This window comes from Microbacterium sp. GW821-FHT01D02, from assembly GCF_059422585.1.
This window is the reverse complement of sequence record NZ_JBWKXB010000001.1, coordinates 572,611-595,242: the sequence shown is the minus strand read 5'-3', so window position 1 is coordinate 595,242 and position 22,632 is coordinate 572,611. Positions and strand designations below refer to the sequence as shown.

The window sequence follows — 22,632 nt, the reverse complement described above, 5'->3', positions numbered from 1 at the left end:
GTGGTCCAGGTCGGCGCCTCACCACCGTGCGGCGCCTCGTACACACCAAGGAGTGACCATGGCGCAGAAGGATGCATCGGTCGCCGAGCTCACGAAGTCATTCGAGAACTCGACTGCCGTTCTGCTGACCGAGTACCGCGGTCTGACGGTTGCCCAGCTCAAGGAGCTGCGCAACAGCATCCGTCAGGACGCTGAGTACGCCGTGGTGAAGAACACGCTGACCAAGATCGCCGCCAACAAGGCTGGCATCTCCGCGCTGGACGACGACCTCAAGGGTCCGTCGGCTGTCGCGTTCGTGCACGGTGACTTCGTCGCCACCGCCAAGGCTCTGCGTGACTTCGCCAAGGCCAACCCGCTTCTCGTGATCAAGTCCGGCATCTTCGAGGGCAACGCCCTCACCGCGGACGAGGTCAACAAGTACGCCGCGCTCGAGAGCCGTGAGGTTCTGCTGGCGAAGGCTGCGGGCATGATGAAGGCGACGATGGGCAAGGCTGCCGCCACCATCGACGCTCTTCGCGAAAAGCTGGAGACCGCAGAGGCCGCGTAAGCGACCGGCGATCTCGTCTACAAACCCCATCTATCTAGGAGATACATCATGGCGAAGCTTTCCACCGAGGAGCTGCTTGAGCAGTTCGCCGGCCTGACCCTCATCGAGCTCAACGAGTTCGTGAAGGCGTTCGAGGAGAAGTTCGAGGTCACCGCTGCTGCTCCCGTCGCCGTTGCCGGTGCCGCGGGTGGCGCAGGCGCTGCTGAGGCTGAGGAAGAGAAGGACTCCTTCGACGTCATCCTCGAGGCTGCCGGCGACAAGAAGATCCAGGTCATCAAGACCGTCCGCGAGCTCACCTCGCTGGGTCTCGGCGAGGCCAAGGCTGTCGTCGACGGTGCCCCGAAGGCCGTCCTCGAGGGCGCCAACAAGGAGACCGCCGAGAAGGCCAAGGCTGCTCTCGAAGAGGCAGGCGCAACGGTTACCCTCAAGTAATCGCGACGCTCACGCGTTTCTCAACGAAGGCCCCGGGTTCGTCCCGGGGCCTTCGTGCGTTCCGGGGCGGGTTGCGTTCCCGGACCAAGACGGAGCGGCGCGAGGTACGGGTCAGTGCGGGGTACGGGTAGGCGCGGGGTAGAGGTCAACGCGGGGGAGCGGTCGAGTTGCGCACCACGAGGGCGGATGCCGCGGCGACGTGCTCGAGCGGAGCATCGGGATCGTCCATCCGGTGCGTCAGCAGGCGCACGGCCTCGTGCCCCTGCTCCCGGGGTGACTGCCCGATCGTGGTCAGGGCGAACATGTCCGCGTGCTCGTGGTCGTCGATGCCGACGACGCTGAGCTCGGTCGGCACGGCGATGCCCAGACGGCGGGCGGCGATGATCGCACCGATCGCCGCTTCGTCGCACACCCCGACGATCGCCGTCGGACGGTTCCGGCGGTCGCCGAGCAGACCGGCCGCCGCCGCGTACCCGCCCGGCATGGTCGGCGCGGCCCCTGCGACCCGCGCATGATCGGCGAGGCCAGCGGCCTGCAGCGCGCCCCGGTAGCCGTCGAGTCGCATGGCGTCGCCGAAGCTGAGCTCCGTGGCATCCGTCGACCCCCCGACGAAGGCGATGTCGGTGTGCCCGAGCTCGATGAGGTGCTCGGTCGCGATGCGCGCCGCCGCGGCGTCGTCGATCGAGACCGCGCTCGAGCCCTCCCCGTACGGGCCGACGCTCACGAGCGGACGTCCGGTGCGCTGCAGCCGCTCGAGCTCGCGGGCGCTGGGCTGGATGCCGACCGCGATGATCCCGTCGAAGCGACGCCCGGGGAGCACCGTCTCGAACAGCCGCTCCCTGGTCTGCGAGCCCTCGGGAACGCCGTAGAGCGAGAGGTCGTAGTCGAGCGCCAGCAGGGACTCCTGGATCCCGGCCAGCAGCTCGGCGAAGAACCAGCGGTCCACGGGTGGCATCACGATGCCGATGGTCTGCGTGCGCCCGGTCGCCAGGCTCGTCGCAGAGGAGTGGGCGACGTAGGACAGATCGCGCGCGGCATCCTCGACTCGGGTCCTGGTGTCTTCGGAGACGTAGCCGCGTCCGCTCAGCGCACGGCTCGCGGTGGCCTTCGAGACTCCGGCACGTGCCGCGACGTCCGCGATCGTGCTCATCGGTCCTCCTCGACCTGATCCCACGGCGGCGTGGGTGGCGGCGGTGAGCGCGCCGGGTGTCAGCGTAGTCTTCGCCGGGGAAAAAAGGAACCGGTTCCACATCGCGAGCGAGGGAGCGCTCCCATTCGAGCGCGCGAGGAGCGGCGAATGGTTGTCAGCTTGTGACCCTTGCTTGTTGTGCGGGGCGGGCGAAGGACAGTAGGTTGGCCTGGAATCGGTTCCCGAACGACGCCGGGGGTGGCGTCGGACGAGGTAGGGGCCGTGAAACTCGAAGAGGAGAATTCACATGGGTCTGTCACAGCGTTCCAGGCGGTTCGCACCGCTCGCCCTGCTGGGCGTCGCGGGCATCGTTCTGGCCGGTTGTTCCGGAGAAGGCGACGGGGGCGGTGACGGCGGCCCGGGCGATGCGGGTGAAGCCGACGGCGTCGTCACGATCTACGGCACGATCATCGACTCCGAGGCCGAGCTCATGGAGGAATCCTGGAAGGACTGGGAAGAAGAGAACGACATCGACATCCAGTACGAGGGTTCTCAGGAGTTCGAGGCGCAGATCGCCGTCCGCGCGGCCGGAGGCAACGCTCCGGACCTCGCCATCACGCCGCAGCCCGGCCTCGTCTCCGACCTCGCCAAGCAGGGGTACCTGCAGCCGGCGCCGGACGGCGTCGCCGACAACGTCAAGAAGTACTGGTCCGAGGACTGGGCGAACTACGCGACGACCGATGACGTGCTCTACGGTGCGCCGCTGATGGCGAACCTGAAGGGCTGGGTCTGGTACTCGCCGGAGCAGTTCACGGAGTGGGGCGTCGACGTCCCCGAGACCTGGGACGACCTGCTCGCCCTCACCAAGACGATCCAGGAGAAGACGGGCAAGGCACCGTGGTGCGCCGGCTTCGGATCCGACGCCGCGACCGGTTGGCCGGGCACGGACTGGATCGAGGACCTCATGCTCCGTCAGTCCGGTCCGGAGAACTACGACAAGTGGATCTCGCACGACATCCCCTTCACGGACAAGACCGTCGTCGACGCCTTCGACTCGGTGGGCGAGATCCTTCTCAACCCGGACTACGTCAACGCCGGCTACGGCGACGTCAAGACGATCAACGCCACGCCGTTCGGTGACGTCGCTCGTGTGATGGGCAGCGGCGAGTGCGCGCTGACCCACCAGGCGTCGTTCTTCGACGGCTTCCTGCAGGACCCGAAGAACGGCAACGTGACCGTCGGTCCCGACGCCGACATCTGGGCCTTCATGACGCCTCCGGTCGAGGCCGGCAAGGGTCTCTCCGTCACCGGTGGTGGCGAGATCGTGGCCGCGTTCTCCAACGACGCCGACACCATCAAGGTGCAGGAGTACCTCTCCAGCCCCGAGTGGGCGAACAGCCGCGTCAAGCTCGGCGGCGTGATCAGCGCCAACAACGGCCTCGACCCGGCCAGTGCGTCCAGCCCGATCCTCCAGGAGTCGATCAAGATCCTGCAGGACCCGGAGACGACGTTCCGCTTCGACGCCTCCGACCTGATGCCCAGCGTCGTCGGCGCCGGCTCCTTCTGGAAGGGAATGATCGACTGGGTCAACGGCACCTCGACGTCGGACGTGCTCAGCACGATCGACTCCTCCTGGCCGTCCGACTGATCGACCCCGCTCGGGCGGGCATCTGACGCCCGCCCGAGCAGGGTGACGGATGTGGGGGCCGACCGCGAGTCGGCTCCCGCCTCTGTCTCCGGAACGTTCACCGTCGAACGCGAAAGGGACGCGTATGTCCGATTTCTTCAAATGGGTCGCAGGAATGCCACCGCTCGTGCAGGTCCTGGTCGTCGTCCTCGCCTTCGGGGTCGTCGTCGGGATCGTCATCTTCCTGCTGGAGATCGCGCCCCGCGCGGGCCGGCTCTACACCGGCATCCGGCTCGCCGCCTGCATCGTCGTGCCGCTGCTGGTGTTCATCGCCCTCGGCTCGGTCTGGTGGGCCGCCGCTGTCGCGGCCGTGCTCGGCGGGCTGTTCTTCTGGCTCGACTTCCGGTCGAGGCAGGGAGCGGGCTACATGTTCCAGCTCGTCGGCTTCCTCGCACCCGCCATGGTGCTCCTGGCGATCGGTCTCGTCTACCCGTCGATCGCCACGATCATCCAGTCGTTCATGAACTCGCGCGGCAACCGCTTCGTCGGGCTCGAGAACTTCGTCTGGATCTTCGCCACGCCCAAGGGCATCAGCACCGTCGCGAACACGATCGTCTGGGTGCTCGTCGCCCCGATCGTCTCCACGGCGATCGGTCTGGCCTACGCGGTGTTCATCGACCGGTCCCGCGGCGAGAAGGTCTTCAAGTCGCTCGTGTTCATGCCGATGGCGATCTCGTTCGTCGGCGCGAGCATCATCTTCCGCTTCATCTACACGGCCCGTCCTGCGGATCAGCCGCAGATCGGTCTGCTCAACCAGATCGTCGTGTGGTTCGGCGGCCAGCCCGTCGACTTCCTCGCGGTGCAGCCGTGGAACAACCTGTTCCTGATCGTGGTGCTCATCTGGGTGCAGACCGGATTCGCGATGGTGATCCTGTCGGCGGCCATCAAGGGTGTGCCCGCCGAGCTCAACGAAGCCGCCTCGCTCGACGGCGCCAATGCCTGGCAGCGGTTCCGGAGCGTGACGATACCCGGCATCCGGCCGGCGCTGATCGTCGTGATGACGACGATCTCGATCGCCTCACTCAAGGTGTTCGACATCGTCCGCACCATGACCGCCGGCGCCAACAACACCTCGGTGCTCGCGAACGAGATGTACTCCCAGTTCAAGGGCTTCGAGGCCGGACGCAGCGCCGCGCTCGCCGTGGTGCTGTTCATCCTGGTGGTCCCGATCGTCGTGTACAACGCGCGCAACCTTGCCAAGCAGCGGGAGATGAGCTGATGACCACGCAGACCACACCCGGTACGGACACGGCCACGCTGGTCGCGGGCGGGCACGAACCCACGAGCAGTCTGGGCCGGGTCAAGAAGCGGCTCACGTCTCCGTGGGCGACGCTCGCGGCCCTCATCATCGCCGTCATCTGGACGGTCCCGACCCTGGGCCTGCTGATCTCGTCGTTCCGCGATCCCGCGCAGATCACCCGCAACGGGTGGTGGACGATCTTCCAGAACCCCGGCTTCACCATCGACAACTACGTCGAGGTGCTCGGGGCGGGCAACAGCCAGCTCACCATGGCCCAGTCGTTCATGAACTCGATCGCGATCGCCATCCCGGCGACCGTGTTCCCGCTCGTGATCGCGAGCCTCGCGGCCTACGCGTTCGCGTGGATCGACTTCAAGGGGCGCAACGCCCTGTTCATCGCGGTGTTCGCGCTGCAGATCGTGCCGATCCAGATGGCCCTGGTGCCGCTGCTGTCGCTGTTCTCGCGCGGACTCAAGATCGGCAACGTGACCCTGTTCGAGTCGCTGAGCGCGTCGAACTCGTTCACGCAGGTCTGGATCGCGCACACGATCTTCGCGCTGCCGCTGGCGATCTTCCTGCTGCACAACTTCGTCTCGGAGATCCCGCGCGACGTGATCGAGGCGGCCCGGGTCGACGGCGCCGGGCACGGACAGATCTTCTTCCGGATCGTCCTGCCACTGACGGTGCCGGCCATCGCGTCGTTCGCGATCTTCCAGTTCCTGTGGGTGTGGAACGACCTGCTGGTGGCGCTGGTGTTCGCCGACGGCAAGCAGGCGCCGATCACCAAGCTGCTGGCAGAGATCACCGGAAGCAGGGGACAGGACTGGTACCTCCTGACGGCCGGGGCGTTCGTGGCGATCATCGTGCCGCTGATCGTGTTCTTCGCCCTGCAGCGCTACTTCGTGCGCGGGCTGCTGGCGGGGTCGACGAAGGGCTGATCCATCGACAGGATCCGCGGATGCCGCGGTCGGGTGCAACACAACCCCGGTCGCGGCATCCGCGCGTCTACCCTGAAGTCATGAAGTATGCGGACTCGATCGTCGACCTCGTCGGCGACACGCCCCTCGTGAAGCTCCAGCACGTCACCGAGGGCGTCGCGTGCACGGTGCTCGTGAAGCTCGAGTACCTGAACCCGGGCGGGTCGTCGAAGGACCGGATCGCGGCGCGGATCATCGATGCGGCCGAGGCCTCGGGGGATCTGAAGCCGGGCGGAACGATCGTCGAGCCCACCAGCGGGAACACCGGAGTCGGCCTGGCGCTCGTCGCCCAGCAGCGCGGGTACAAGTGCGTCTTCGTGCTGCCGGACAAGGTCGGCGAGGACAAGATCGACGTCCTGCGGGCCTACGGCGCCGAGGTCGTGGTGACTCCGACCTCGGTCGCGCCGGACAGCCCGGAGTCGTATTACAGCGTGAGCGACCGGCTGGTCCGCGAGATCCCCGGGGCGTTCAAGCCGAACCAGTACGAGAACCCGAACGGTCCGCGCAGCCACTACGAGACCACGGGTCCGGAGATCTGGCGCGACACCGACGGCCAGATCACCCACTTCGTGGCCGGCGTCGGCACGGGCGGCACCATCACCGGAACCGGGCGGTATCTGCGCGAGGTGTCGGAGGGGAGCGTGCGCATCGTCGGCGTCGACCCCGAGGGCAGCGTGTACAGCGGCGGCACCGGACGTCCATACCTCGTCGAGGGCGTGGGGGAGGACATCTGGCCCGGGGCCTACGACCCGACCGTGCCGCACGAGATCGTGGCGGTCGGCGATGCCGAGTCCTTCGCGATGACCCGGCGTCTCGCCCGCGAGGAGGGCATTCTCGTGGGCGGATCCAGTGGCATGGCCGTCGTCGGAGCTCTGCGCATCGCGCGGGAGCTGCCGGCGGATGCGGTGATGGTCGTGCTCCTCCCGGACGGCGGCCGCGGCTACCTCGGCAAGATCTTCAACGACGGCTGGATGCGCTCCTACGGGTTCAGCGATGTGGAGGAGGGCGAGACCGTCGCCGACGTGCTGACGGCTCGGGCCGTCCGACAGGCGCAGGGACCCGGCTCGGGCATCCCCGACCTCGTGCACGCCCACCCGACCGACACCGTGCTCGAAGCCATCGGCATCATGACCGAGTACGACGTCTCGCAGCTCGTGGTGCTCAGCGCCGAGCCGCCCGTCATGATGGGCGAGGTGGTCGGCACGGTCGACGAGAAGGGTCTGCTCGACCTGCTGTTCCGCGGGGAGGCGAACGCGACTGACGCGGTCGGAGCGCACGTGGGGGAGCGGCTTCCGCTCGTCGGCATCCACACCCCCGTCGCCCAGGCCCGAGCCGCGCTCGCCGATGCCGATGCGCTCCTGGTCACCGAGGACGGCAAGCCCCACACGGTGCTGACGCGGCAGGATCTGCTGGCGTACCTGTCGCGCTGAGGCTCCCGCGGAGACGCTGCCGACGGCGGCCGACCCGGGGCGTAACGGGAGAGCCCCGGTCGTGAGGGCGGACGTAGGCTGAGGGCATGTCCGATCACGCCTTCGCCACGCGAGCCATCCACGCGGGACAAGCCCCCGACCCCACCACGGGGGCGATCATCCCGCCGATCTACCAGTCCTCCACGCACGTGCAGGACGGGATCGGCGGCTTCCGCGAGGGCTACGAGTACAACCGCGCCGGCAACCCCACGCGGTCGTCGCTGGAGACCCAGCTCGCCGCGCTCGAGGGCGGCGCGAGCGCCCTCTCCTTCGCGTCTGGGCTCGCGGCGGAGGATGCCCTGCTGCGCGGCATCCTGAAGCCCGGCGATCACGTGCTGCTCGGCAACGACGTGTACGGCGGCACCTACCGACTGCTCACCCGGGTCCTGGCGCCGTGGGGCATCGAGACCACGACGGCCGAGCTGTCCGACGTCGACGTTCTCCGCGCCGCGATCCGTCCCGAGACGAAGATCGTGTGGTTGGAGACGCCGAGCAATCCGCTGCTGAAGGTCGTCGACATCGCCCTGATCGCCGAGATCGCGCACGCGGCCGGACTGCTCGTGGTCGTGGACAACACCTTCGCGTCGCCCGCGCTGCAGCAGCCGCTCGCGCTCGGGGCCGACCTCGTGGTGCACTCGACCACCAAGTATCTGGGCGGCCACTCGGACGTTCTCGGCGGTGCCGTCGTGTTCGCCGACGACCGCTTCTTCGACCAGGTGAAGTTCCAGCAGTTCGCGGTCGGCGCCGTCTCCGCGCCCCTGGACGCCTGGCTGACAACTCGCGGCATCAAGACCCTGGCGCTGCGGATGCGTCAGCACTCCGAGAACGCGCAGGCGATCGCCGAGTGGGCCGCGGCCCGCCCCGAGTTCGCGCAGGTGTTCTACCCGGGGCTCGCCTCACACCCCGGCCATGAGATCGCGGCCAAGCAGATGAGCGGCTTCGGCGGGATGCTGTCATTCGGGCTCGCCGCCGGCGCCGATGCCGCGCGGGCCTTCGCCGAGAGCACCGAGCTGTTCCAACTGGCCGAGTCGCTGGGCGGCGTGGAGTCGCTCATCGGCTATCCGCCGGACATGACGCACGCCTCGGTGCGCGGCACCGAGCTCGCGGTCCCGGAGAACGTGGTGCGGCTCTCGGTCGGCATCGAGGACATCGGCGACCTGATCGCCGACCTGGAACAGGGGCTCGACCGCATCTCCCGCTGACCGCGCGAAGCAGGATCGAGGACGCACCTCCGGCACGTTCGGGGGTGCGTCTTCGCGTTCGCGGCGGGCGGGCGGGGACGGCCCGGCGGTAACATGGGGGCTTCCCCTGGCCGAATCGATTCGACCGCGCACCCCCCCCGAACTCTGGAAGGACGTCGTGTCCGACGCTCCCCGCACTGACTCCATCCCCGTCGTCGCGTCGGAGGACTCCGCCGCCGACGAACCGCAGACCCCGCAGCCCGAGCGCACCGCGACCGGGAGCATCCGCATCCCCACGGCGACGGGGGCGATCCGCACCCTCGGCTCGAACCCGGCGACCGCGCCGATCATGCTGCACCCCGGCGATGCGATCTCGCTCGGGCGACGCACGCTCTACATCATCCTGCTCGGCGCGCTTACGGCCCTCGGACCGTTCACGATCGACCTGTACCTCCCCGCCTTCCCGGTGCTGGAGCAGGACTTCCAGACCACGGCCGCCGCGATCCAGCTGACCCTGACCGGCACGATGATCGGGTTCTCGCTCGGGCAGCTTGTGGTCGGGCCGCTCAGCGACAAGGTCGGGCGTCGCGTGCCGCTGATCGCGGTCACCACTCTGCATGTGCTCGCCAGTGTCGGCGCGTCCTTCGCTCCGGACCTGGGACTGCTCAGCGCCGCACGCGTGCTCATGGGCGTCGGTGCGGCGGCCGGCGGTGTCGTGGCGATGGCCATCGTGCGCGACCTGTTCGGCGGTCGTCGACTGGTCGTCATGCTCTCGCGCCTCGCCCTGGTGTCGGGCGTCGCGCCCGTCGTCGCCCCGCTGATCGGCTCATGGCTCCTCACGCTCATGCCCTGGCGCGGGATCTTCGTCGTCCTCGCCGCCTACGGCGTGCTGATGCTGCTCTCGACGATCCTGTTCATCCCGGAGACGCTGCCCGTCGCGCGTCGCCAGGGGAGCGGCGGCGCCACCATGCTGCAGCGCTACCGCTCGGTGCTCTCGGACCGGGTGTTCATCGGCGTGCTCGTGATCGGCGGCATGACCTTCTCCGGTCTGTTCTCCTACCTGTCGGCCTCCCCGTTCCTGTTCCAGGTGACGCACGGGCTCGACGCGCAGCAGTACGGCCTGCTGTTCGCCGTGAACTCGCTCGGCGTGGTCGTCGGCGTGCAGACCGCGTCCCGACTCGCCGCACGCTTCGGTCCGCAGTGGGTCATGGCCTACTCGACCGCGGTGCTGCTGCTCGCCGGGATCGCGATCATCGTGACCGACCAGCTCGGGCTCGGGCTCTGGGGAACGGTCATCCCGCTGTTCGTCTTCATGACGGCGTGCGGCTTCACCTTCCCCAACGTGCAGGTGCTCGCGCTGGACCGTCACGGCAAGGCCGCCGGAACCGCCGCGTCGATCATCGGTGCGTCGAACTTCGGCGTCGCGGCTCTCATCTCGCCCATCGCCGGCTGGCTCTCCCACGACGCCGGGATCACGGCGACGACCATGGCCTCGGTCATGGTGGTCTGCGCGGCGATCGGCACGCTGTCGCTGTGGTTCGTGGTGCGACCGCGCACGGTCGGGATGCTCGCTCCCTGAGTATCCAGGTGTCGTCCGACAGAATGGGACGATGAACAGGCGGATGCTGCTGTGGTGGGGAGTGGGCCTCCTCGCGCTCGCGACGGCTGTCGGCGCCCTGGTGGTGTTCGCTTACCCGCAGACGCCCGGGTTCGACCGGTGGTGGAACGACACGATCGCCGGCGCGCGGGCGGACTGGATGCTCGACTTCGCTCTGGTGCTGAACTGGATCGGCGGCGGGTGGGTCGCGATCCTCGGCGTGCCGGTGCTCGCGATCCTCGCGCTCGTGATCGCCGGGCGATGGCGCGGTGCGGTGTTCGCGGCCCTCTGCTTCGCCGCCAGCGCGGGGGCCGTGCAGCTGCTGAAGCAGCTCTTCGGTCGAGCGCGGCCGGAGGACATGCTGGTGGCGAGCGACTACGGCTCGTTCCCCTCGGGGCACACCGCCAACGCCGCCACGATCGCCCTCGTGGTCTGGGTGCTCTTCCCTCGTGTCTGGACCGCGATCGTCGGTGTGCTGTGGGTGCTCGCGATGGCACTGTCGCGCACGTTCCTCTCGGTGCACTGGGCCAGCGACACCCTCGGCGGTGCGCTCGTGGGCGCAGGGGTCGTGCTGGTGCTCGCCGCGTGGCTGCTCCCGTGGGCGCAGCGGGCGAAGGCGGAGGTCGGCGCGCCGATAGGCTGAAAGGACCCCGTTCCCTCCAGAGGAGTCCGTCTTGTCTCGCATCCGTCCGTACCGCCCCACCGATCGTGCCGCGCTGTACGAGATCTGCGTGAAGACGGCCGATGCCGGAGCCGACGCGAGCGGCATCCTCTCCGACGACTCGCTCTGGGGCGACCTCTTCGCCGTCCCCTACGCCGAGCGGCATCCCGACCTCGCCTGGGTGGTCGAGAGCGACGACGAGCGCACGATCGGCTACATCGTGGCGACGGATGACACCGACGCGTTCTACACCTGGTTCCGTGAGGAGTGGTGGCCGACGCTGCAGGGGCGGTATCCGCGCCCGACCGAGATCGTCACGCGCGAGGATCGGATGATCGACTACGGCTACAGCCGGGAATCAGGCATCGAGCCGAACGTCGCCGACCACCCCGCGCATCTGCACATCGACCTGCTCCCGGAGACTCAGGGTCAGGGCCTCGGGCGACAGCTCATGGAGACGCTGTTCGCCGAGCTGACCCGACGCGGTGTGCGCGGACTGCACCTCGGCATCGACCCGAACAACGCCGGGGCCGCCGCCTTCTACGAGCGGCTCGGGATGACGCGCCTCCCGGCTGCGCCCGGCGGACAGATCTACGGGGTCCGCTTCGACGGCTGACGCCTCGGTGAGGTCCCGCGCCCCGTGTGTGGCGGTGGCGGCGGGACTCCGGTGCTCGCTGCGCTCGCTCCTCCCCGATTTCCTGTGCTCGATAACCAGGAAAGAGCCCCCGCTGGCGCGGAGGCTCTTTCTTGTTTGGCGGTGACGGCGGGATTCGAACCCGCGGTTGCTTGCACAACACACGCTTTCCAAGCGTGCTCCTTCGGCCGCTCGGACACGTCACCAAGGAACAACCTGTCCATCCTATCCGATCCGCCGGGGGTCCCGTGACAGAAGCCTGAGGGCGCCCGCGGGGGCGATTCGGACGTGTCGGGGTAGCGCCGTGCGTAGCATATTGCATCTCAGATGCCGACGTTCTACCCTCAGGTGAGGACGCGAGTTCTCGCGAACATGGATCTTCTGGGGGGGAAGCATGCAGGCCAGTCCGATGACGGAGTCGCGACCCAGCCGCCGCACCGCGCTGGCCTTCGAGCAGTACGTGAGCGGGCGGCGAGCGATCCCGGACGGCACCGCGTTCTTCCTCGAATCCGCGGAGCACGTCGAGGCGGTGCTGGCGGTGGCCGAAGGCGATGACGTCGTCTTCGCTCCGCTCGAACACCCGCAGCACACGGACGCGAGACTCATCGGCTACCGCGGCGACTTCCGTGAACCCGGCAGTGAGATGACCCTCGACGGCACGCAGCGGTTCGAGCTGCAGGACTATGTCGCGGCCCTCTTCGTCTCGATCGTGGGACCCACCGTCATCCGCCAGGGCAGCGCGGAGGGGCTGGCAGCGTTCCTCAGCGACGCCGACACCGCGCGGGATTCCGGGGTGTTCGTCGACCAGCTGCTGAGCCGGGCCGTGCTGCTCGACTCCTGGGCGTCCTTCATCGGAGCGGCCCCGGCCGACGACGCACTGGTGCGCGTGCACGTGACGGCGAACGGGGAGTACCGCGATGGTCCGGACGGGCTGCTGCTCGGCGCGGTCGGTGAGGAGCGGGCCGACATCGAGGCGCGGGCGACGGCGGGTGCGGGGCGGGGTCGGGCCTTCGCGCGGATCATCGATCCGGCCGTCCTCGAGGCCGACCTCGACGACAGGCCGTGGCTCGCGCGGTACGCCGCCGCCGTCGACCTGCTCCGGGAATGGGACGGGGTGCCCGCCCGGCCCGCCATCTCGGGTTTCGGGGGCCACCTCGTCCGCGCGCTCGACGCACTCCGGGGCGTCCCCGGCATCGTCTCGGCGGACGCGCCGTACCTGCTCACCGGCGACGGGGAGGAGTACATCCTGGTCGACCGCGCGAGTCGGCGACGGTTCCGGCTGGATGTGGACGTGGCGCGTGCCGCCGAGTGCCTCATCGCGACGAGAGACGAGGCTGCGGCCACAGCGCTGCTCGCGGCGGAGCTCCGATGCGCGACGCGCGACGTCGCGGAGGCGGTCGTCACGATCCGGGGGAGATTCGCCGCCGTGGGCATCGACCTCTTCGCCGCGACCGGAGACGTCGCCTGATGCGGGACCACGGGGCGGCGTCCGGACCGGAACTGAGCGGAGCGCGGGCCCTCCGTGAATGGATCACCGGCGAGAGGGAACGGTATGCCCGCGTGTTCCTCGTCGAGAACGGAGCCGCGGTCGACGGCGTCCAGGACGCGGCTGTCGAGGGGGACATGATCCTCCTGCCGGTGGGGAGCGGACCGTATCGTGGTTCCGCCGAAGCCGTCCATTACAGCGGCGCACTGCGTGACGTCGGAGACGAGCTGTTCCTGGGAGAACGCGGCGTCGAGCTCCAGGACTACGTCGCCGCGGGGTTCATCCAGATCGTCGGTCCGACGGCGGTGTGCCTCTTCGACGCTTCGAGCGGGCAGGCCTTCCTCGACGACGCGGACCTCGCGCGTCGCACGGGAGTCTTCCCCGCGGCGCTGATCGATCCCCGGGTGCTCCTCGCCGACCGGAGTGCTCTCGCACGGCCGGACGAGAGCGCGACCCCGAGCATGATCAGGGTGCGCGCCGACGGCCGGGTCAGCGTCGGTGTGCACGGTGACGTCATCGGCTCGGTCGACGAACTGCCGTCCCTGCTCGCCGTTCCGCGGCCCCGTGCCACGGCGGTGACCGTCGTCACGCCGGGAGGGGAGCTGTACTCCGAGCTGAGGAGTCGGGAATGGATCGGGCGGTACCTCCGCGCGACCGACCTGATGAAGATGCTCCGCTTGGCGAACGGCGCCGCCAGGATCTCCGGGTTCGGCTGGACCCTCGTCGACGACGGCCTCGCGGATGCCGAACCGCCGGCCGAGGATCCCCTGCTGATCGAGAACGAGGACGGCTTCGTCCTCGCCGACACCGTCACGCTGCGCCGCCAGTTATTGTCGCCGACCACAGCACAGGTCGTCGCCGTCACGCAGACGTCGAGCACCCTCGAACGCGCGGCCGAGCGAGTGGCCCGCCAGCTCGACGTCGCCGCCTCCGAAGCGCGCATCCTGTGTCTCGAAGCCGTCACCGCCCTCGGCATCCATCCGGGTGGTCGCGCGGAGAGCGCACGCCGGACGATCGGCGTCGACGGATGAGCGCCCCGCACGCGCTGTGGACCTCGATGCTCCCGGCGGACGCGACCTTCAGCCCGGATCGCGTCGCCGTCGCAGCCACCGGCCATCGGATCGAGTTCGCCGACGGGTCCACGCGCCTGTGCGCGACGAGCGGACTGTGGAACGTCCCTCTCGGATTCGGCAACGCCGCGGTCGCCGATGCCGTGGACAGGGCGACGCGCGACGCCTCGTATCTGTCCCTCTTCCGCGCACCGCACCGGTACGCGGAGGTCGCGGCCGACGCGCTCATCGAGCTCGCGGGCCCGGCCGGATACAGCCGGGTCATCTTCTCCACATCGGGCGGAGCGGCGAACGACGCCGCGATGAAGCTCGCACGACAGTACTGGGCGCAGAAGGGCGTCGGATCCCGTTCGCTCGTCGTCGGTCTGCGGGGCAGCTATCACGGCACCATGTACGGGAGTCATGCGCTCAGCGGAGACGACCTCGTCCAAGCCGTCTACTCCGTCGACCGCCGGTCGGTGAGGCACGTCTCGCACGCGGACGACGGCGAGGAGCTCGAGACGCTGCTGAAGCGTGAAGGCTCCCGAGTGGCGTCGGTCGTCGTCGAGCCGGTCATGGGCAGCGGCGCGTACGCCCTGTCCGAGTCGTTCGTGCGTCGCCTCCTCGCCCTGCGCGAGGAGTACGGGTTCCTGCTCGTCGCCGACGAGGTCGCGACCGGATTCGGCCGCACCGGCACGATGCTCGCGACCGACCGATGGGCCGCCGCGCCCGACGTCCTCATCCTGTCGAAGGCACTGACGAACGGGGCGATGGGCGCCGCCGCGCTCCTCGTGGGCCCGCGCATCGCCTCCGCGTTCACGCGCGGGGGCTGGACCTTCGTCCACGGGGAGACGCAGGCGGGGACGCCGGCGTGCACGGCGGCCGTCCTCGCGGTGATCGCCGAGCTGCGCCGCATCGACGTGGAGCCGACGACGCAGGCGCTCGCGGCCGATCTGTGGCGGCTGGCCACGTCGTTGCTGTCGGACGGCGTGGTCACGGACGTGACGGGCAGCGGCTGCTTCCTGGGACTCGGGCTGCGCGGAGGGGACGAGAGTCCGCTCACCGGCCCGGAGGTCCTTCGCGTCGTGTCCGCCATCGCGGAGAACGGCGTCCTGGTGCAGCCCGGTCCCAGCTCCGTGCAGCTGATCCCGGCGTACGGCTTCACGCCGGGTGAGCTCGCCGACGTGGGTGCGGCGGTGCGCGCGGGCGTCGCACAGGCCCGGGCCCAGGAGGCGGCATGACCTCCGCGTTCGCCGGGCGAGTACCCACCCTGTGGCACGGTCGCGGTGTCGCGCGTCGGATGGCGGAGCGCCTGACCGCGGGGCGGGAGACCCTCGTGATCGCGGATTCCGCGGTCGCGGTCCCGTTCCCGGCCGGGCGTGCGGCGAGGACGATGCACGTGGACGCACCCTCGATGGATGTCACGGTCGTCGTCTCCATCGCGCGGGAGATCGTCCGTCGCTCGCCGAACGTGATCGTGGCCGTCGGCGGCGGGACCGTCCTCGACGCCAGCAAGATCGCGGCGCTCACGCTCGCCCCGGGGCGGGTGTTCGAGTACGCCATCGGACACGCGTCGGGGTCGGCGCTGACGCTCCTGCCCGACGCCGCGCCGCCGGTGGACCTCGTGGCCGTGCCGACCACGCTGGGCACCTCGTCGGAGACGAACAGCGTCGGGATCCTCAAGAACGCCAGCGGCTACCGGCTCATCGTCGGGCGCTCGCTGAGACCGCGCCACGCCCTCATCGATCCGTGTAACCTGACGACCCTCACGCAGGCCGCCGTCCGCGAGGGCGCGCTGGAGGCATTCCTCCGACTGGCGGGCGCGTCGACGAGTGCGCGGCGGAGCGCCCGGGCGAACAGCGACGCGGTCGCCCTCGGGCGGACGCTCCTCGAGACGGTCGGTCGCGACGCGGCCTCCCCGGCGGGACGGCTGCGGCTCGCGCGGGTGAGCGCGGCCACGCAGCGCAGCGCGGCACTCCGTGGGCATGATCCGTACAGCGCCCGCCATTGGTACATGGCGAACGAAGTCTCCTTCGCGCTGGGGGTCCGCAAGATGGTCGCCTCAGCGGCGGTCGTCGCGGCGATCTGGCGTCGCATCTGCTCGGGAGACTCGCGCTGGGGAGATCAGGAGAGCCTCCACGACTTCTGGACGCGGGTCGCCGGCGGGGCGCTGCTGCCCCTCGATCCGTCCGCGGGCATCGGCGCGCTCATCGAGCGCTGGGGGATTCCGCGTCCGCCACAGCCGACCGCTCGCGACATCACCCGCATCGCCTCGGCCACGGAGAAAGCCTGGGGGAGACACCATCCGATGCTCCGCGACCTCGTCGCAGACGACTTCCGTGACGTGCTCCGCGATTCCTGCTGGAGCTCTCAACCGGTCGGCAATGATCACCGACCCTCGATCCGTCCAGGGGAGGTGAATGCACATGAAGGACGTTGAGAAGCGGATCCAGTTCCAGGAGCTGGAGCAGATGGAAGCCCCCAGTTGGGACAGCTTCTACAAGGGCGTGATCGGCGCGCTGGTACTCATCGGGATCGGCGCGGCGGCCGCGACCTGATCTCACCGACGAGAGGAAGGAGAACGAAGTGAGCATGCAGACCGCGATGCCCACGCTCGAGTTCACGGAACTCGAGGCCATGGAAGCGCTGAACGACACCGATGACTTCATGCGGGGATTCGCCGTGGGAGTCATCATCGGAATTCTCGCTCTGACGTAACGCGGCAGTCGGAGACTGCCCAAGGAGGTTCACCGTGCAGACGAATCCGCTCGAGTTCGTGGAACTCGAACACATCGACGCACCACTGGAATGGTGGGAGCACGCGAGCTACATCATCGCCATCATCGGCGGTGCGGCCGCGATCGCGACCTGATCGAACGGGTGCGGGCGTGCCCCGGCGCGTCCGCACCCCTGTCCGCTGAGAGGCGATGAGTGAATGTCAGGTTCGATGACCGCGGCCGTCCGGGCGCGCCTCGACACGGTCCGCGCGGTTCCGCGGGTACAAGACCTGTACACCGGGGTCGGCACGGACTTCTATGAGCGGCTGGTCGGTCCCGATCGTGCGGAGATCCGCGAGGTGCTGGCGCTCGCGAGAGCCACCGCCGGCCCCGTCCTCGATCTCGCAGCGGGCAGCGGACGGCTCACGGTTCCGCTGGTGAGATCCGGCAGACAGGTGACCGCCCTCGACCTCTCCGACGACATGCTCGTCCATCTTCGCCGTGCGCTGCCCGGGCACGCGATGGTGGACTGCGTCGTCGCAGACATGCGCCGCTTCTCCCTGGAGCATCGATACGGGCTCATCGTCATCGGTGCGACATCGATCACGCTGCTCGACCGCGCGGGGCGGTCCCTCCTCTACGCGAACGTCCGTCGCCACCTCGCCGCGGACGGCGTCTTCGCCTTCACCGTCGCGGGAGGCGCGTCCGCCGAGAGCCTCTCGGAGCCGAGGGAGCTGGAGATCAGCGTCCCCGGTCCCGACGGAGAGGAGACGTATCTCTTCTCGCAGCAGATCGAGGAGGACGGGGCGGCCCGCGTCGTCAACTGGGTCCGGGTCGCCGACCTCGAGGACGGCGGCGAGGTGACCGTGCTCGCGAGCCGCCTGCGTGTGCTCCCCCCGGATCTCCTCTCCCGGGAACTCGTCGACGCCGGCTTCGCGGCACCCGCGGTGTCTCCCGTCCGCACACACCGCGGCGAGGAGATCCTCCTTCTCACGACGTCGTGGGCGGGATCTCCGGATGCGGGGGACGACGATGGCCCTGAGTAGCTTCGCCCGCCGCCGCGACTCACCCATAACCGCACCGCTCTGCCCCGACGCGTGTCCGCTCCTCGCCGCCGACGTCGCCTTCGAGGAAGCGGTCGGGGGAGCGACGTGGACGGCGATGCTCCACGGGGTGCCTTCGTCGAGGGTCTCGCGGGCGGTCGTCGACCTGCTGACGGCGATGGACGGTGAGACCTCGCTGCACGATCTGCATGGGCGCTTCGCGGCATCCGCCTCGCTCGAGAGCTTCCTCGAACTCGTGCAGCGCTTCCGCGCCACGGGACTCCTCGCGGGGGACACGAAGCTCCCGCCCGGCCGGCTGACCTATCGGCCCCCGTTCACCCTCCAGTTCGCGACCCTTCGGGCGCCCGCGATCTTCACGCGGATGAGCCGGCTGCTCGTCCCGCTCTCCGGCCGGCCGGTGCGGGTGTCCGTCGGCGTCCTGCTCTCCCTGGGGCTGTGCGCGGCGGTCCTCCAGGCGGGACAGCTGCGGGACGTCCTCACCGCGCCCGTGCCGCTGCCCGGGCTCCTGGTCCTCGTCGTGACGCTCGCGCTCCTGACCCTGCTCCACGAGTGCGCCCACGGGCTCACGCTCACGCGCTTCGGCGGGAAGCCCCGTCGGGCGGGCTTCATGCTCTTCTACCTCACCCCCGCGTTCTTCGTCGACGTCACGGACGGGTGGCGCCTCCCGGATCGCCGGCAGCGGGTGGCGATCGCGCTGGCCGGGCCCGCGGTACACGCGGTCGTCGCCGCGCTCGCGCTCCTCGCCGCCCTCGTGGTCCCTCCGTCGGTGGTCCGCGAGACGCTGCTGCTCCTCGCGCTCTCCTGCGTCGCGGTGGTCTTCGTCAACCTGATCCCGTTCGTGCGCTTCGACGGGTACATCGCGCTCATGAGTGCGCTGGACGAGCCGAACCTCCGGAGCCGGACGATGCGGGACGGCGCGGACTTCCTGACCCGCCTCCTGTTCGGCGGGCAGCCGAGTAGCAGGAGCGTGAACACGTGGTGGAGCGTGCCGTTCGGTCTAGCGAGCCTGATCGCCCCGGCCGTGCTGGTGCTGTTCGCCGTCGCCCGCGCGGCTCGCGCGCTCGCAGGAGGGGGACCGGTGCTCGGTCTGCTCGTGGTCGCGCTCGAGGCCGGAGTCGTCCTCGTCGGCGTGGTGCTCGTCTCGAGAGCACTGTTCCGTGTCCTCCGGTCGGGGGTGCCGCGGCTCCGGTTCGCCTTCGTCTGCACGGTGCTGGTCGCGTGCCTCGGGATCGCCGGTGCCGTCATCTCCGTCCCCGCGACGGCGACGTTCGGTTACGCCACCGACGGACGCCGGGTGGTCCTCGTGCATGCCGGGGACGAGACACGGGCGCACCTGCCCGAGGGGGCCCCGGTCATGCTGATGAGCAGCGGCATCCTCGCGAACGTACCGGTCGGTCGCGGAACAGCGAGGGCTCAGCCGCCGGAGCCGACGACGGTTCCGCTCCCCGCGGTCATCCCGGTGCGGGCGGACGGCGTTTCGGTCGCCGCCGTGATCGTCGCCGAAGTGGACGTCGCCGCGGGAGGCGGGCGCGTGCCGGCGACGGGGCAGGCACGTGTCGAGCTCGGTACGAGAAACCTGTGGGAGACGCTCTGGGCGACCGGCGTGCTCGCGCCGCTGTCGGCTCTGTAGGGGAAGAGGGAGAAAGGGATGAAGATGAACGATCACGCGATCGAAGTCCGAGGACTCACGAAGAGGTACGGTCACCGGACCGCGGTCGAAGACCTGTCCTTCGCCGTGCCGCGCGGGTCGATCGTCGGCCTGCTGGGTCCGAACGGTGCGGGCAAGTCGACGACGCTCCGGGCGATCGTCGGTCTGCTCCTGCCGACGGCCGGCGACAGCCTGATCGATGGTGCGCCGTTCTCCGCCCTCGACAACCCGGCGGCGCACGTCGGCGTCCACATGGACGGCTTCGGTTTCGAGGCGGGCATCTCGGCGCGGCGGCACCTGGAGATCTGCCGCCTCGCGACCGGAGCACGGCGCGGACGAGTCGAGGAGGTGCTCGAAGAGGTGGGACTCGCCGCGGACGCCCGTCGCCGCGTGAAGTCGTTCTCGACGGGGATGGTCCAGCGACTCGGGTTGGCGACCGCCCTCATCGCCTCCCCGCGAACACTCATCCTGGACGAGCCGGCGAACGGGCTCGACCCCGACGGCATCCGCTGGCTGCGACGGTTCCTCCGCGGGTACGCCGAACGCGGCGGCACCGTGCTGCTCGCCAGCCACCAGCTCGCGGAGCTGCAGCAGGTGGTGGACGAGGTCGTCGTCATCAAGCGTCGTGCGCTCTTCGCCGGGCGGCTCGGCGACCTCGTCACGAGTGACGCCGACTCGCTGGAGAGCAAGTACTTCGATCTCGTCGAGGGAGCGTCGGCATGAGGGGCGTCATCCGCAGCGAGGTGCTGCGCTCCGTGAGCGGGATCTCCCTCCTGGCGGTCTACCTCGTCGCCCTGCTCCTGCCCGTCTTCGTGCTCTTCTCCGACGGGTCGCGCTTCGGCCTCGGTGGCCTCGACGCCGGTGCGGCCACCACGCGTCTGCTGGAACCGCTCGCGTGGTGCGCCATCGCCGCCGCCTACGTCGGCGCCTACGCCGTCACGCGCGAGTACTACTACGGCTCGATGGACAGGACGCTCGTCGGCGTCGGCTTCCCACGGGCGTTCGCGGGCAAGCTCGTCGCCGGTGCCGTGACGGCGGTCGCGCTGTCGATCGGCATCTTCGTCGTCTGGACGGCGGGCGTCTCGCTCCTCCTGAGGAAGGACGGGCTCGCGCTCGTTCTCACCCCGGATGCGTGGCGCATCTATGCCGGCGCGCTCGTCGGCACGGTGCTCGGCGCCCTCATCGGGGGAGCGATCGGCTGGCTCACCCGCAGCTACTACGTGACCGCCGCCCTCGTCCTGATCCTCCCGATGGTCGTGGAGTTCGCGCTGCTGCGCACGGCCCCCGAGGTGGCGAGGTTCTCGCCCGGGCTGGCGCTGGCCGCCGTGAGCGTTCCCGGATACCAGGACCGCCTGCTCGATGTCGTGCCCGCCCTCGGCGTCGCGCTCGCGTGGACGGTCGGACTGGCCGCGGTCGCCTGGATCCGGGGACGCCGGAGGGTCGCGTGATCGATCGGGCTGTTCGTGCTCAGGCGCGCGGCTTCGTCGGCGACGTCGTCCTGCTCGGGATGGCGGTCGCGGCCTTCGTGCTGTCGCTGTCCCTGGCGACGAGCATCCCTCCGGAGTTCGCGGCGGCGCCGGCGGACGCGCGAGCGGCGCTCACCGCCCCGTTCAGCGCCGTGCTCGCGACGTACGGAGCCATCCTCGCGGCCGTCTACGGTGCCTTCCGCCACACCCTCGATCTGCGGGACGGCGTCATCGCGCAGCGGCTGACGATGCAGCATCGGTGGACGCTGCTGCTGGTCCGCGCGCCTTCATCGGCGCTCGGTGGTGCGGGCGTCGCGCTCGCCGGCGTCCTCGGCGGCCACACGGCGCTCGCCGTGGCCATGGGCGGCGTTCCGGTGGACGGGCGGTCCTTCGGAGCCACCCTCGCGGTCGGCGCCGCTGCGGGCCTGTGGGGGATGGGACTGGGGATCATCGTCCAGGCCCATCTCGTGGCTCCTTTCGTGGCCTCCCTGTCGATGGGCGCGGCGATGCTGGTCGCGATGTTCTGGGGCGCCGGTGCCGTCTACCTCCCGCTCCTCGCACTGCTCGAGGCCTTCGGATTCGACCTCTCGGTCGTGGGGATCCTGCCGGAGGACCGCCTCGACAGCCCCCTGGCCGTGCTGGTCGCCAGCGGCTGGGTGCTGGCGGCGCTCGCCGTCGGAGGGGCCTCGTTCATGAACCGCGATGTGACGTAGCACGCGGCGACTCCACGTAGGATTCCTGGGTGGCAACCCCCAAGATCGTCCTCTTCTATGCGTTCACACCCCTGGCCGACCCCGAGGCCGTGCGGGTCTGGCAGCGCGATCTCGGCGAAGCACTCGGCCTGCGCGGACGACTGCTCATCTCGAAGGACGGCATCAACGGCACGCTCGGCGGTGACATCGCCGCGCTGAAGAAGTGGCGGCGCTCCTTCCGCTCCTACGCGCCGTTCGCGGACGCGGACATCAAGTGGAGCGACGGGACCGGGCTGGATGCCGACGGCCGCAGCCTCGACTTCCCGAAGCTCAGCGTGAAGGTGCGCGACGAGATCGTCTCCTTCGGTGCACCGGGCGAGCTCCGCGTCGACGAGGGCGGTGTCGTCGGCGGCGGCACACGACTGACCCCGGAGGAGCTGCACGGGCTGATCGACGAGCGCGGCGAGGACGTGGTGTTCTTCGACGGCCGGAACGCCCTCGAAGCGCAGATCGGACGGTTCCGCGGCGCGGTCGTGCCCGACACCGAGACCACCAGGGACTTCGTCCGCCTCCTCGACTCCGGCGCCTACGACGACCTCAAGGGCAAGCCCGTCGTCACGTACTGCACCGGAGGGATCCGCTGCGAGGTGTTGTCGAGCCTCATGACGGCCCGGGGGTTCGGCGAGGTCTACCAGCTCGAGGGCGGCATCGTCCGGTACGGGGAGAAGTACGGCGACGACGGCCTCTGGGACGGATCGCTCTACGTCTTCGACGGACGGGGTTCGGTCGACTTCTCCGACCACGCCGCGGTCATCGGGGAGTGCGCGGGCTGCGGGGCGCCCACCAAGCGCACCGCGAACTGCCCCGACCCGTCCTGCCGATCGCAGTTCGTCGTGTGCGAAGCCTGCGTGGCCGTCGCCTGCGACGTCCACGCCGCCTGACCACGAGCCCCCGCC

24 protein-coding genes and 1 tRNA gene are annotated in these 22,632 nt (G+C 69.7%); 23 read left to right on the top strand and 2 right to left on the bottom strand.

The features are described 5' to 3' along the window. Positions 1-58: 58 nt before the first annotated feature. The gene (gene rplJ / locus AC07VM_RS02875) at positions 59-547 is read left to right on the top strand and encodes a 50S ribosomal protein L10 (protein ID WP_017829129.1); all 489 of its coding nucleotides are present in this window, start codon (positions 59-61) and stop codon (positions 545-547) included. Positions 548-595: 48 nt separating this feature from the next. After that, complete coding sequence (gene rplL / locus AC07VM_RS02870) at positions 596-979, top strand: 50S ribosomal protein L7/L12 (protein ID WP_017829128.1); 384 nt, start codon at positions 596-598, stop codon at positions 977-979. Positions 980-1,124: 145 nt separating this feature from the next. On the opposite strand, the gene AC07VM_RS02865 is transcribed toward rplL, so the two are convergent. Then, positions 1,125-2,129: a LacI family DNA-binding transcriptional regulator gene (locus AC07VM_RS02865; protein ID WP_267415596.1), complete on the bottom strand. Its 1,005-nt coding sequence runs from the start codon at positions 2,127-2,129 to the stop codon at positions 1,125-1,127. Positions 2,130-2,415: 286 nt separating this feature from the next. Between AC07VM_RS02865 and AC07VM_RS02860 the strand changes: the two genes are divergently transcribed. The 8 genes from AC07VM_RS02860 (at position 2,416) to AC07VM_RS02825 (ending at position 11,536) form a co-directional block, all read left to right on the top strand. Further along, positions 2,416-3,756, top strand: a complete 1,341-nt coding sequence (locus tag AC07VM_RS02860; protein WP_267415595.1) for an ABC transporter substrate-binding protein — start codon at positions 2,416-2,418, stop codon at positions 3,754-3,756. 124 nt (positions 3,757-3,880) lie between these two features. After that, complete coding sequence (locus AC07VM_RS02855) at positions 3,881-5,014, top strand: carbohydrate ABC transporter permease (protein ID WP_267415594.1); 1,134 nt, start codon at positions 3,881-3,883, stop codon at positions 5,012-5,014. Then, positions 5,014-5,973, top strand: coding sequence for a carbohydrate ABC transporter permease (locus AC07VM_RS02850; RefSeq protein WP_494909917.1), 960 nt, complete (start codon positions 5,014-5,016; stop codon positions 5,971-5,973). Before AC07VM_RS02855 ends, AC07VM_RS02850 begins: the two co-directional genes overlap by 1 nt. Positions 5,974-6,053: 80 nt before the next feature. Beyond that, entirely contained in the window at positions 6,054-7,442 is a 1,389-nt protein-coding gene (locus AC07VM_RS02845; protein ID WP_494909916.1) for a cystathionine beta-synthase, read from the top strand. An 86-nt stretch (positions 7,443-7,528) separates the two neighbouring features. Then, positions 7,529-8,683: a cystathionine gamma-synthase gene (locus AC07VM_RS02840; protein ID WP_494909915.1), complete on the top strand. Its 1,155-nt coding sequence runs from the start codon at positions 7,529-7,531 to the stop codon at positions 8,681-8,683. 157 nt (positions 8,684-8,840) lie between these two features. After that, positions 8,841-10,241, top strand: a complete 1,401-nt coding sequence (locus tag AC07VM_RS02835) for a multidrug effflux MFS transporter (RefSeq protein WP_494909914.1) — start codon at positions 8,841-8,843, stop codon at positions 10,239-10,241. 31 nt (positions 10,242-10,272) lie between these two features. Beyond that, complete coding sequence (locus tag AC07VM_RS02830) at positions 10,273-10,902, top strand: phosphatase PAP2 family protein (protein ID WP_494909913.1); 630 nt, start codon at positions 10,273-10,275, stop codon at positions 10,900-10,902. A 31-nt stretch (positions 10,903-10,933) separates the two neighbouring features. Next, complete coding sequence (locus tag AC07VM_RS02825; RefSeq protein WP_494909912.1) at positions 10,934-11,536, top strand: GNAT family N-acetyltransferase; 603 nt, start codon at positions 10,934-10,936, stop codon at positions 11,534-11,536. Positions 11,537-11,672: 136 nt separating this feature from the next. On the opposite strand, the gene AC07VM_RS02820 is transcribed toward AC07VM_RS02825, so the two are convergent. Continuing rightward, positions 11,673-11,760 (bottom strand) — tRNA-Ser (locus AC07VM_RS02820). Positions 11,761-11,963: 203 nt separating this feature from the next. Here AC07VM_RS02820 and mpaB (AC07VM_RS02815) point away from each other — a divergent pair. The 13 genes from mpaB (AC07VM_RS02815) (at position 11,964) to trhO (ending at position 22,617) form a co-directional block, all read left to right on the top strand. Beyond that, complete coding sequence (gene mpaB / locus AC07VM_RS02815) at positions 11,964-13,022, top strand: daptide biosynthesis RiPP recognition protein (protein ID WP_494909911.1); 1,059 nt, start codon at positions 11,964-11,966, stop codon at positions 13,020-13,022. Beyond that, entirely contained in the window at positions 13,022-14,071 is a 1,050-nt protein-coding gene (mpaB, locus tag AC07VM_RS02810; protein ID WP_494909910.1) for a daptide biosynthesis RiPP recognition protein, read from the top strand. Before mpaB (AC07VM_RS02815) ends, mpaB (AC07VM_RS02810) begins: the two co-directional genes overlap by 1 nt. Then, the gene (gene mpaD / locus AC07VM_RS02805; protein WP_267415584.1) at positions 14,068-15,330 is read left to right on the top strand and encodes a daptide-type RiPP biosynthesis aminotransferase; all 1,263 of its coding nucleotides are present in this window, start codon (positions 14,068-14,070) and stop codon (positions 15,328-15,330) included. The genes mpaB (AC07VM_RS02810) and mpaD overlap by 4 nt, the downstream gene beginning before the upstream one ends. Further along, positions 15,327-16,529 (top strand): daptide-type RiPP biosynthesis dehydogenase, encoded by a 1,203-nt coding sequence (gene mpaC, locus AC07VM_RS02800; protein ID WP_494909909.1) that lies wholly within the window; start codon positions 15,327-15,329, stop codon positions 16,527-16,529. The genes mpaD and mpaC overlap by 4 nt, the downstream gene beginning before the upstream one ends. Beyond that, entirely contained in the window at positions 16,516-16,647 is a 132-nt protein-coding gene (gene mpaA1, locus AC07VM_RS02795; RefSeq protein WP_267415581.1) for an MpaA1 family daptide-type RiPP, read from the top strand. The genes mpaC and mpaA1 overlap by 14 nt, the downstream gene beginning before the upstream one ends. Positions 16,648-16,681: 34 nt before the next feature. Then, entirely contained in the window at positions 16,682-16,807 is a 126-nt protein-coding gene (mpaA2, locus tag AC07VM_RS02790) for an MpaA2 family daptide-type RiPP (protein ID WP_324170138.1), read from the top strand. A 34-nt stretch (positions 16,808-16,841) separates the two neighbouring features. After that, on the top strand, positions 16,842-16,961 hold the full coding sequence (gene mpaA3, locus AC07VM_RS02785) for an MpaA3 family daptide-type RiPP (RefSeq protein ID WP_324170113.1): 120 nt from the start codon (positions 16,842-16,844) through the stop codon (positions 16,959-16,961). Positions 16,962-17,024: 63 nt separating this feature from the next. Beyond that, complete coding sequence (gene mpaM, locus AC07VM_RS02780; protein ID WP_494909908.1) at positions 17,025-17,852, top strand: daptide-type RiPP biosynthesis methyltransferase; 828 nt, start codon at positions 17,025-17,027, stop codon at positions 17,850-17,852. Then, a complete protein-coding gene (gene mpaP, locus AC07VM_RS02775; RefSeq protein ID WP_494909907.1) occupies positions 17,839-19,500 on the top strand; it encodes a daptide biosynthesis intramembrane metalloprotease in 1,662 nt (553 codons plus the stop codon). The genes mpaM and mpaP overlap by 14 nt, the downstream gene beginning before the upstream one ends. An 18-nt stretch (positions 19,501-19,518) precedes the next feature. After that, a complete protein-coding gene (locus AC07VM_RS02770) occupies positions 19,519-20,241 on the top strand; it encodes an ATP-binding cassette domain-containing protein (protein WP_494909906.1) in 723 nt (240 codons plus the stop codon). Continuing rightward, positions 20,238-20,966 carry an ABC transporter permease gene (locus AC07VM_RS02765; RefSeq protein WP_494909905.1) on the top strand — a complete coding sequence of 243 codons (729 nt, stop codon included), beginning with the start codon at positions 20,238-20,240 and terminating at the stop codon, positions 20,964-20,966. Before AC07VM_RS02770 ends, AC07VM_RS02765 begins: the two co-directional genes overlap by 4 nt. Then, complete coding sequence (locus AC07VM_RS02760; protein ID WP_267415575.1) at positions 20,963-21,697, top strand: hypothetical protein; 735 nt, start codon at positions 20,963-20,965, stop codon at positions 21,695-21,697. The genes AC07VM_RS02765 and AC07VM_RS02760 overlap by 4 nt, the downstream gene beginning before the upstream one ends. Positions 21,698-21,726: 29 nt before the next feature. Then, positions 21,727-22,617: an oxygen-dependent tRNA uridine(34) hydroxylase TrhO gene (gene trhO, locus AC07VM_RS02755; RefSeq protein ID WP_494909904.1), complete on the top strand. Its 891-nt coding sequence runs from the start codon at positions 21,727-21,729 to the stop codon at positions 22,615-22,617. Positions 22,618-22,632: the final 15 nt, after the last annotated feature.

What these genes read in the sequence shown, in the direction of transcription:
- mpaC (WP_494909909.1), top strand. Translation starts at nt 15,327, where the DNA reads ATGACCTCCGCGTTCGCCGGGCGAGTACCCACCCTGTGGCACGGTCGC.
- mpaB (WP_494909910.1), top strand. Translation starts at nt 13,022, where the DNA reads ATGCGGGACCACGGGGCGGCGTCCGGACCGGAACTGAGCGGAGCGCGG.
- AC07VM_RS02860 (WP_267415595.1), top strand. Translation starts at nt 2,416, where the DNA reads ATGGGTCTGTCACAGCGTTCCAGGCGGTTCGCACCGCTCGCCCTGCTG.
- AC07VM_RS02855 (WP_267415594.1), top strand. Translation starts at nt 3,881, where the DNA reads ATGTCCGATTTCTTCAAATGGGTCGCAGGAATGCCACCGCTCGTGCAG.
- mpaB (WP_494909911.1), top strand. Translation starts at nt 11,964, where the DNA reads ATGACGGAGTCGCGACCCAGCCGCCGCACCGCGCTGGCCTTCGAGCAG.
- mpaD (WP_267415584.1), top strand. Translation starts at nt 14,068, where the DNA reads ATGAGCGCCCCGCACGCGCTGTGGACCTCGATGCTCCCGGCGGACGCG.
- AC07VM_RS02765 (WP_494909905.1), top strand. Translation starts at nt 20,238, where the DNA reads ATGAGGGGCGTCATCCGCAGCGAGGTGCTGCGCTCCGTGAGCGGGATC.
- rplL (WP_017829128.1), top strand. Translation starts at nt 596, where the DNA reads ATGGCGAAGCTTTCCACCGAGGAGCTGCTTGAGCAGTTCGCCGGCCTG.
- mpaA1 (WP_267415581.1), top strand. Translation starts at nt 16,516, where the DNA reads ATGAAGGACGTTGAGAAGCGGATCCAGTTCCAGGAGCTGGAGCAGATG.
- mpaA2 (WP_324170138.1), top strand. Translation starts at nt 16,682, where the DNA reads ATGCAGACCGCGATGCCCACGCTCGAGTTCACGGAACTCGAGGCCATG.
- mpaM (WP_494909908.1), top strand. Translation starts at nt 17,025, where the DNA reads ATGTCAGGTTCGATGACCGCGGCCGTCCGGGCGCGCCTCGACACGGTC.
- rplJ (WP_017829129.1), top strand. Translation starts at nt 59, where the DNA reads ATGGCGCAGAAGGATGCATCGGTCGCCGAGCTCACGAAGTCATTCGAG.
- AC07VM_RS02830 (WP_494909913.1), top strand. Translation starts at nt 10,273, where the DNA reads ATGAACAGGCGGATGCTGCTGTGGTGGGGAGTGGGCCTCCTCGCGCTC.
- AC07VM_RS02840 (WP_494909915.1), top strand. Translation starts at nt 7,529, where the DNA reads ATGTCCGATCACGCCTTCGCCACGCGAGCCATCCACGCGGGACAAGCC.
- AC07VM_RS02850 (WP_494909917.1), top strand. Translation starts at nt 5,014, where the DNA reads ATGACCACGCAGACCACACCCGGTACGGACACGGCCACGCTGGTCGCG.
- AC07VM_RS02865 (WP_267415596.1), bottom strand. Translation starts at nt 2,129, where the DNA reads ATGAGCACGATCGCGGACGTCGCGGCACGTGCCGGAGTCTCGAAGGCC.
- AC07VM_RS02770 (WP_494909906.1), top strand. Translation starts at nt 19,519, where the DNA reads ATGAAGATGAACGATCACGCGATCGAAGTCCGAGGACTCACGAAGAGG.
- mpaP (WP_494909907.1), top strand. Translation starts at nt 17,839, where the DNA reads ATGGCCCTGAGTAGCTTCGCCCGCCGCCGCGACTCACCCATAACCGCA.
- AC07VM_RS02845 (WP_494909916.1), top strand. Translation starts at nt 6,054, where the DNA reads ATGAAGTATGCGGACTCGATCGTCGACCTCGTCGGCGACACGCCCCTC.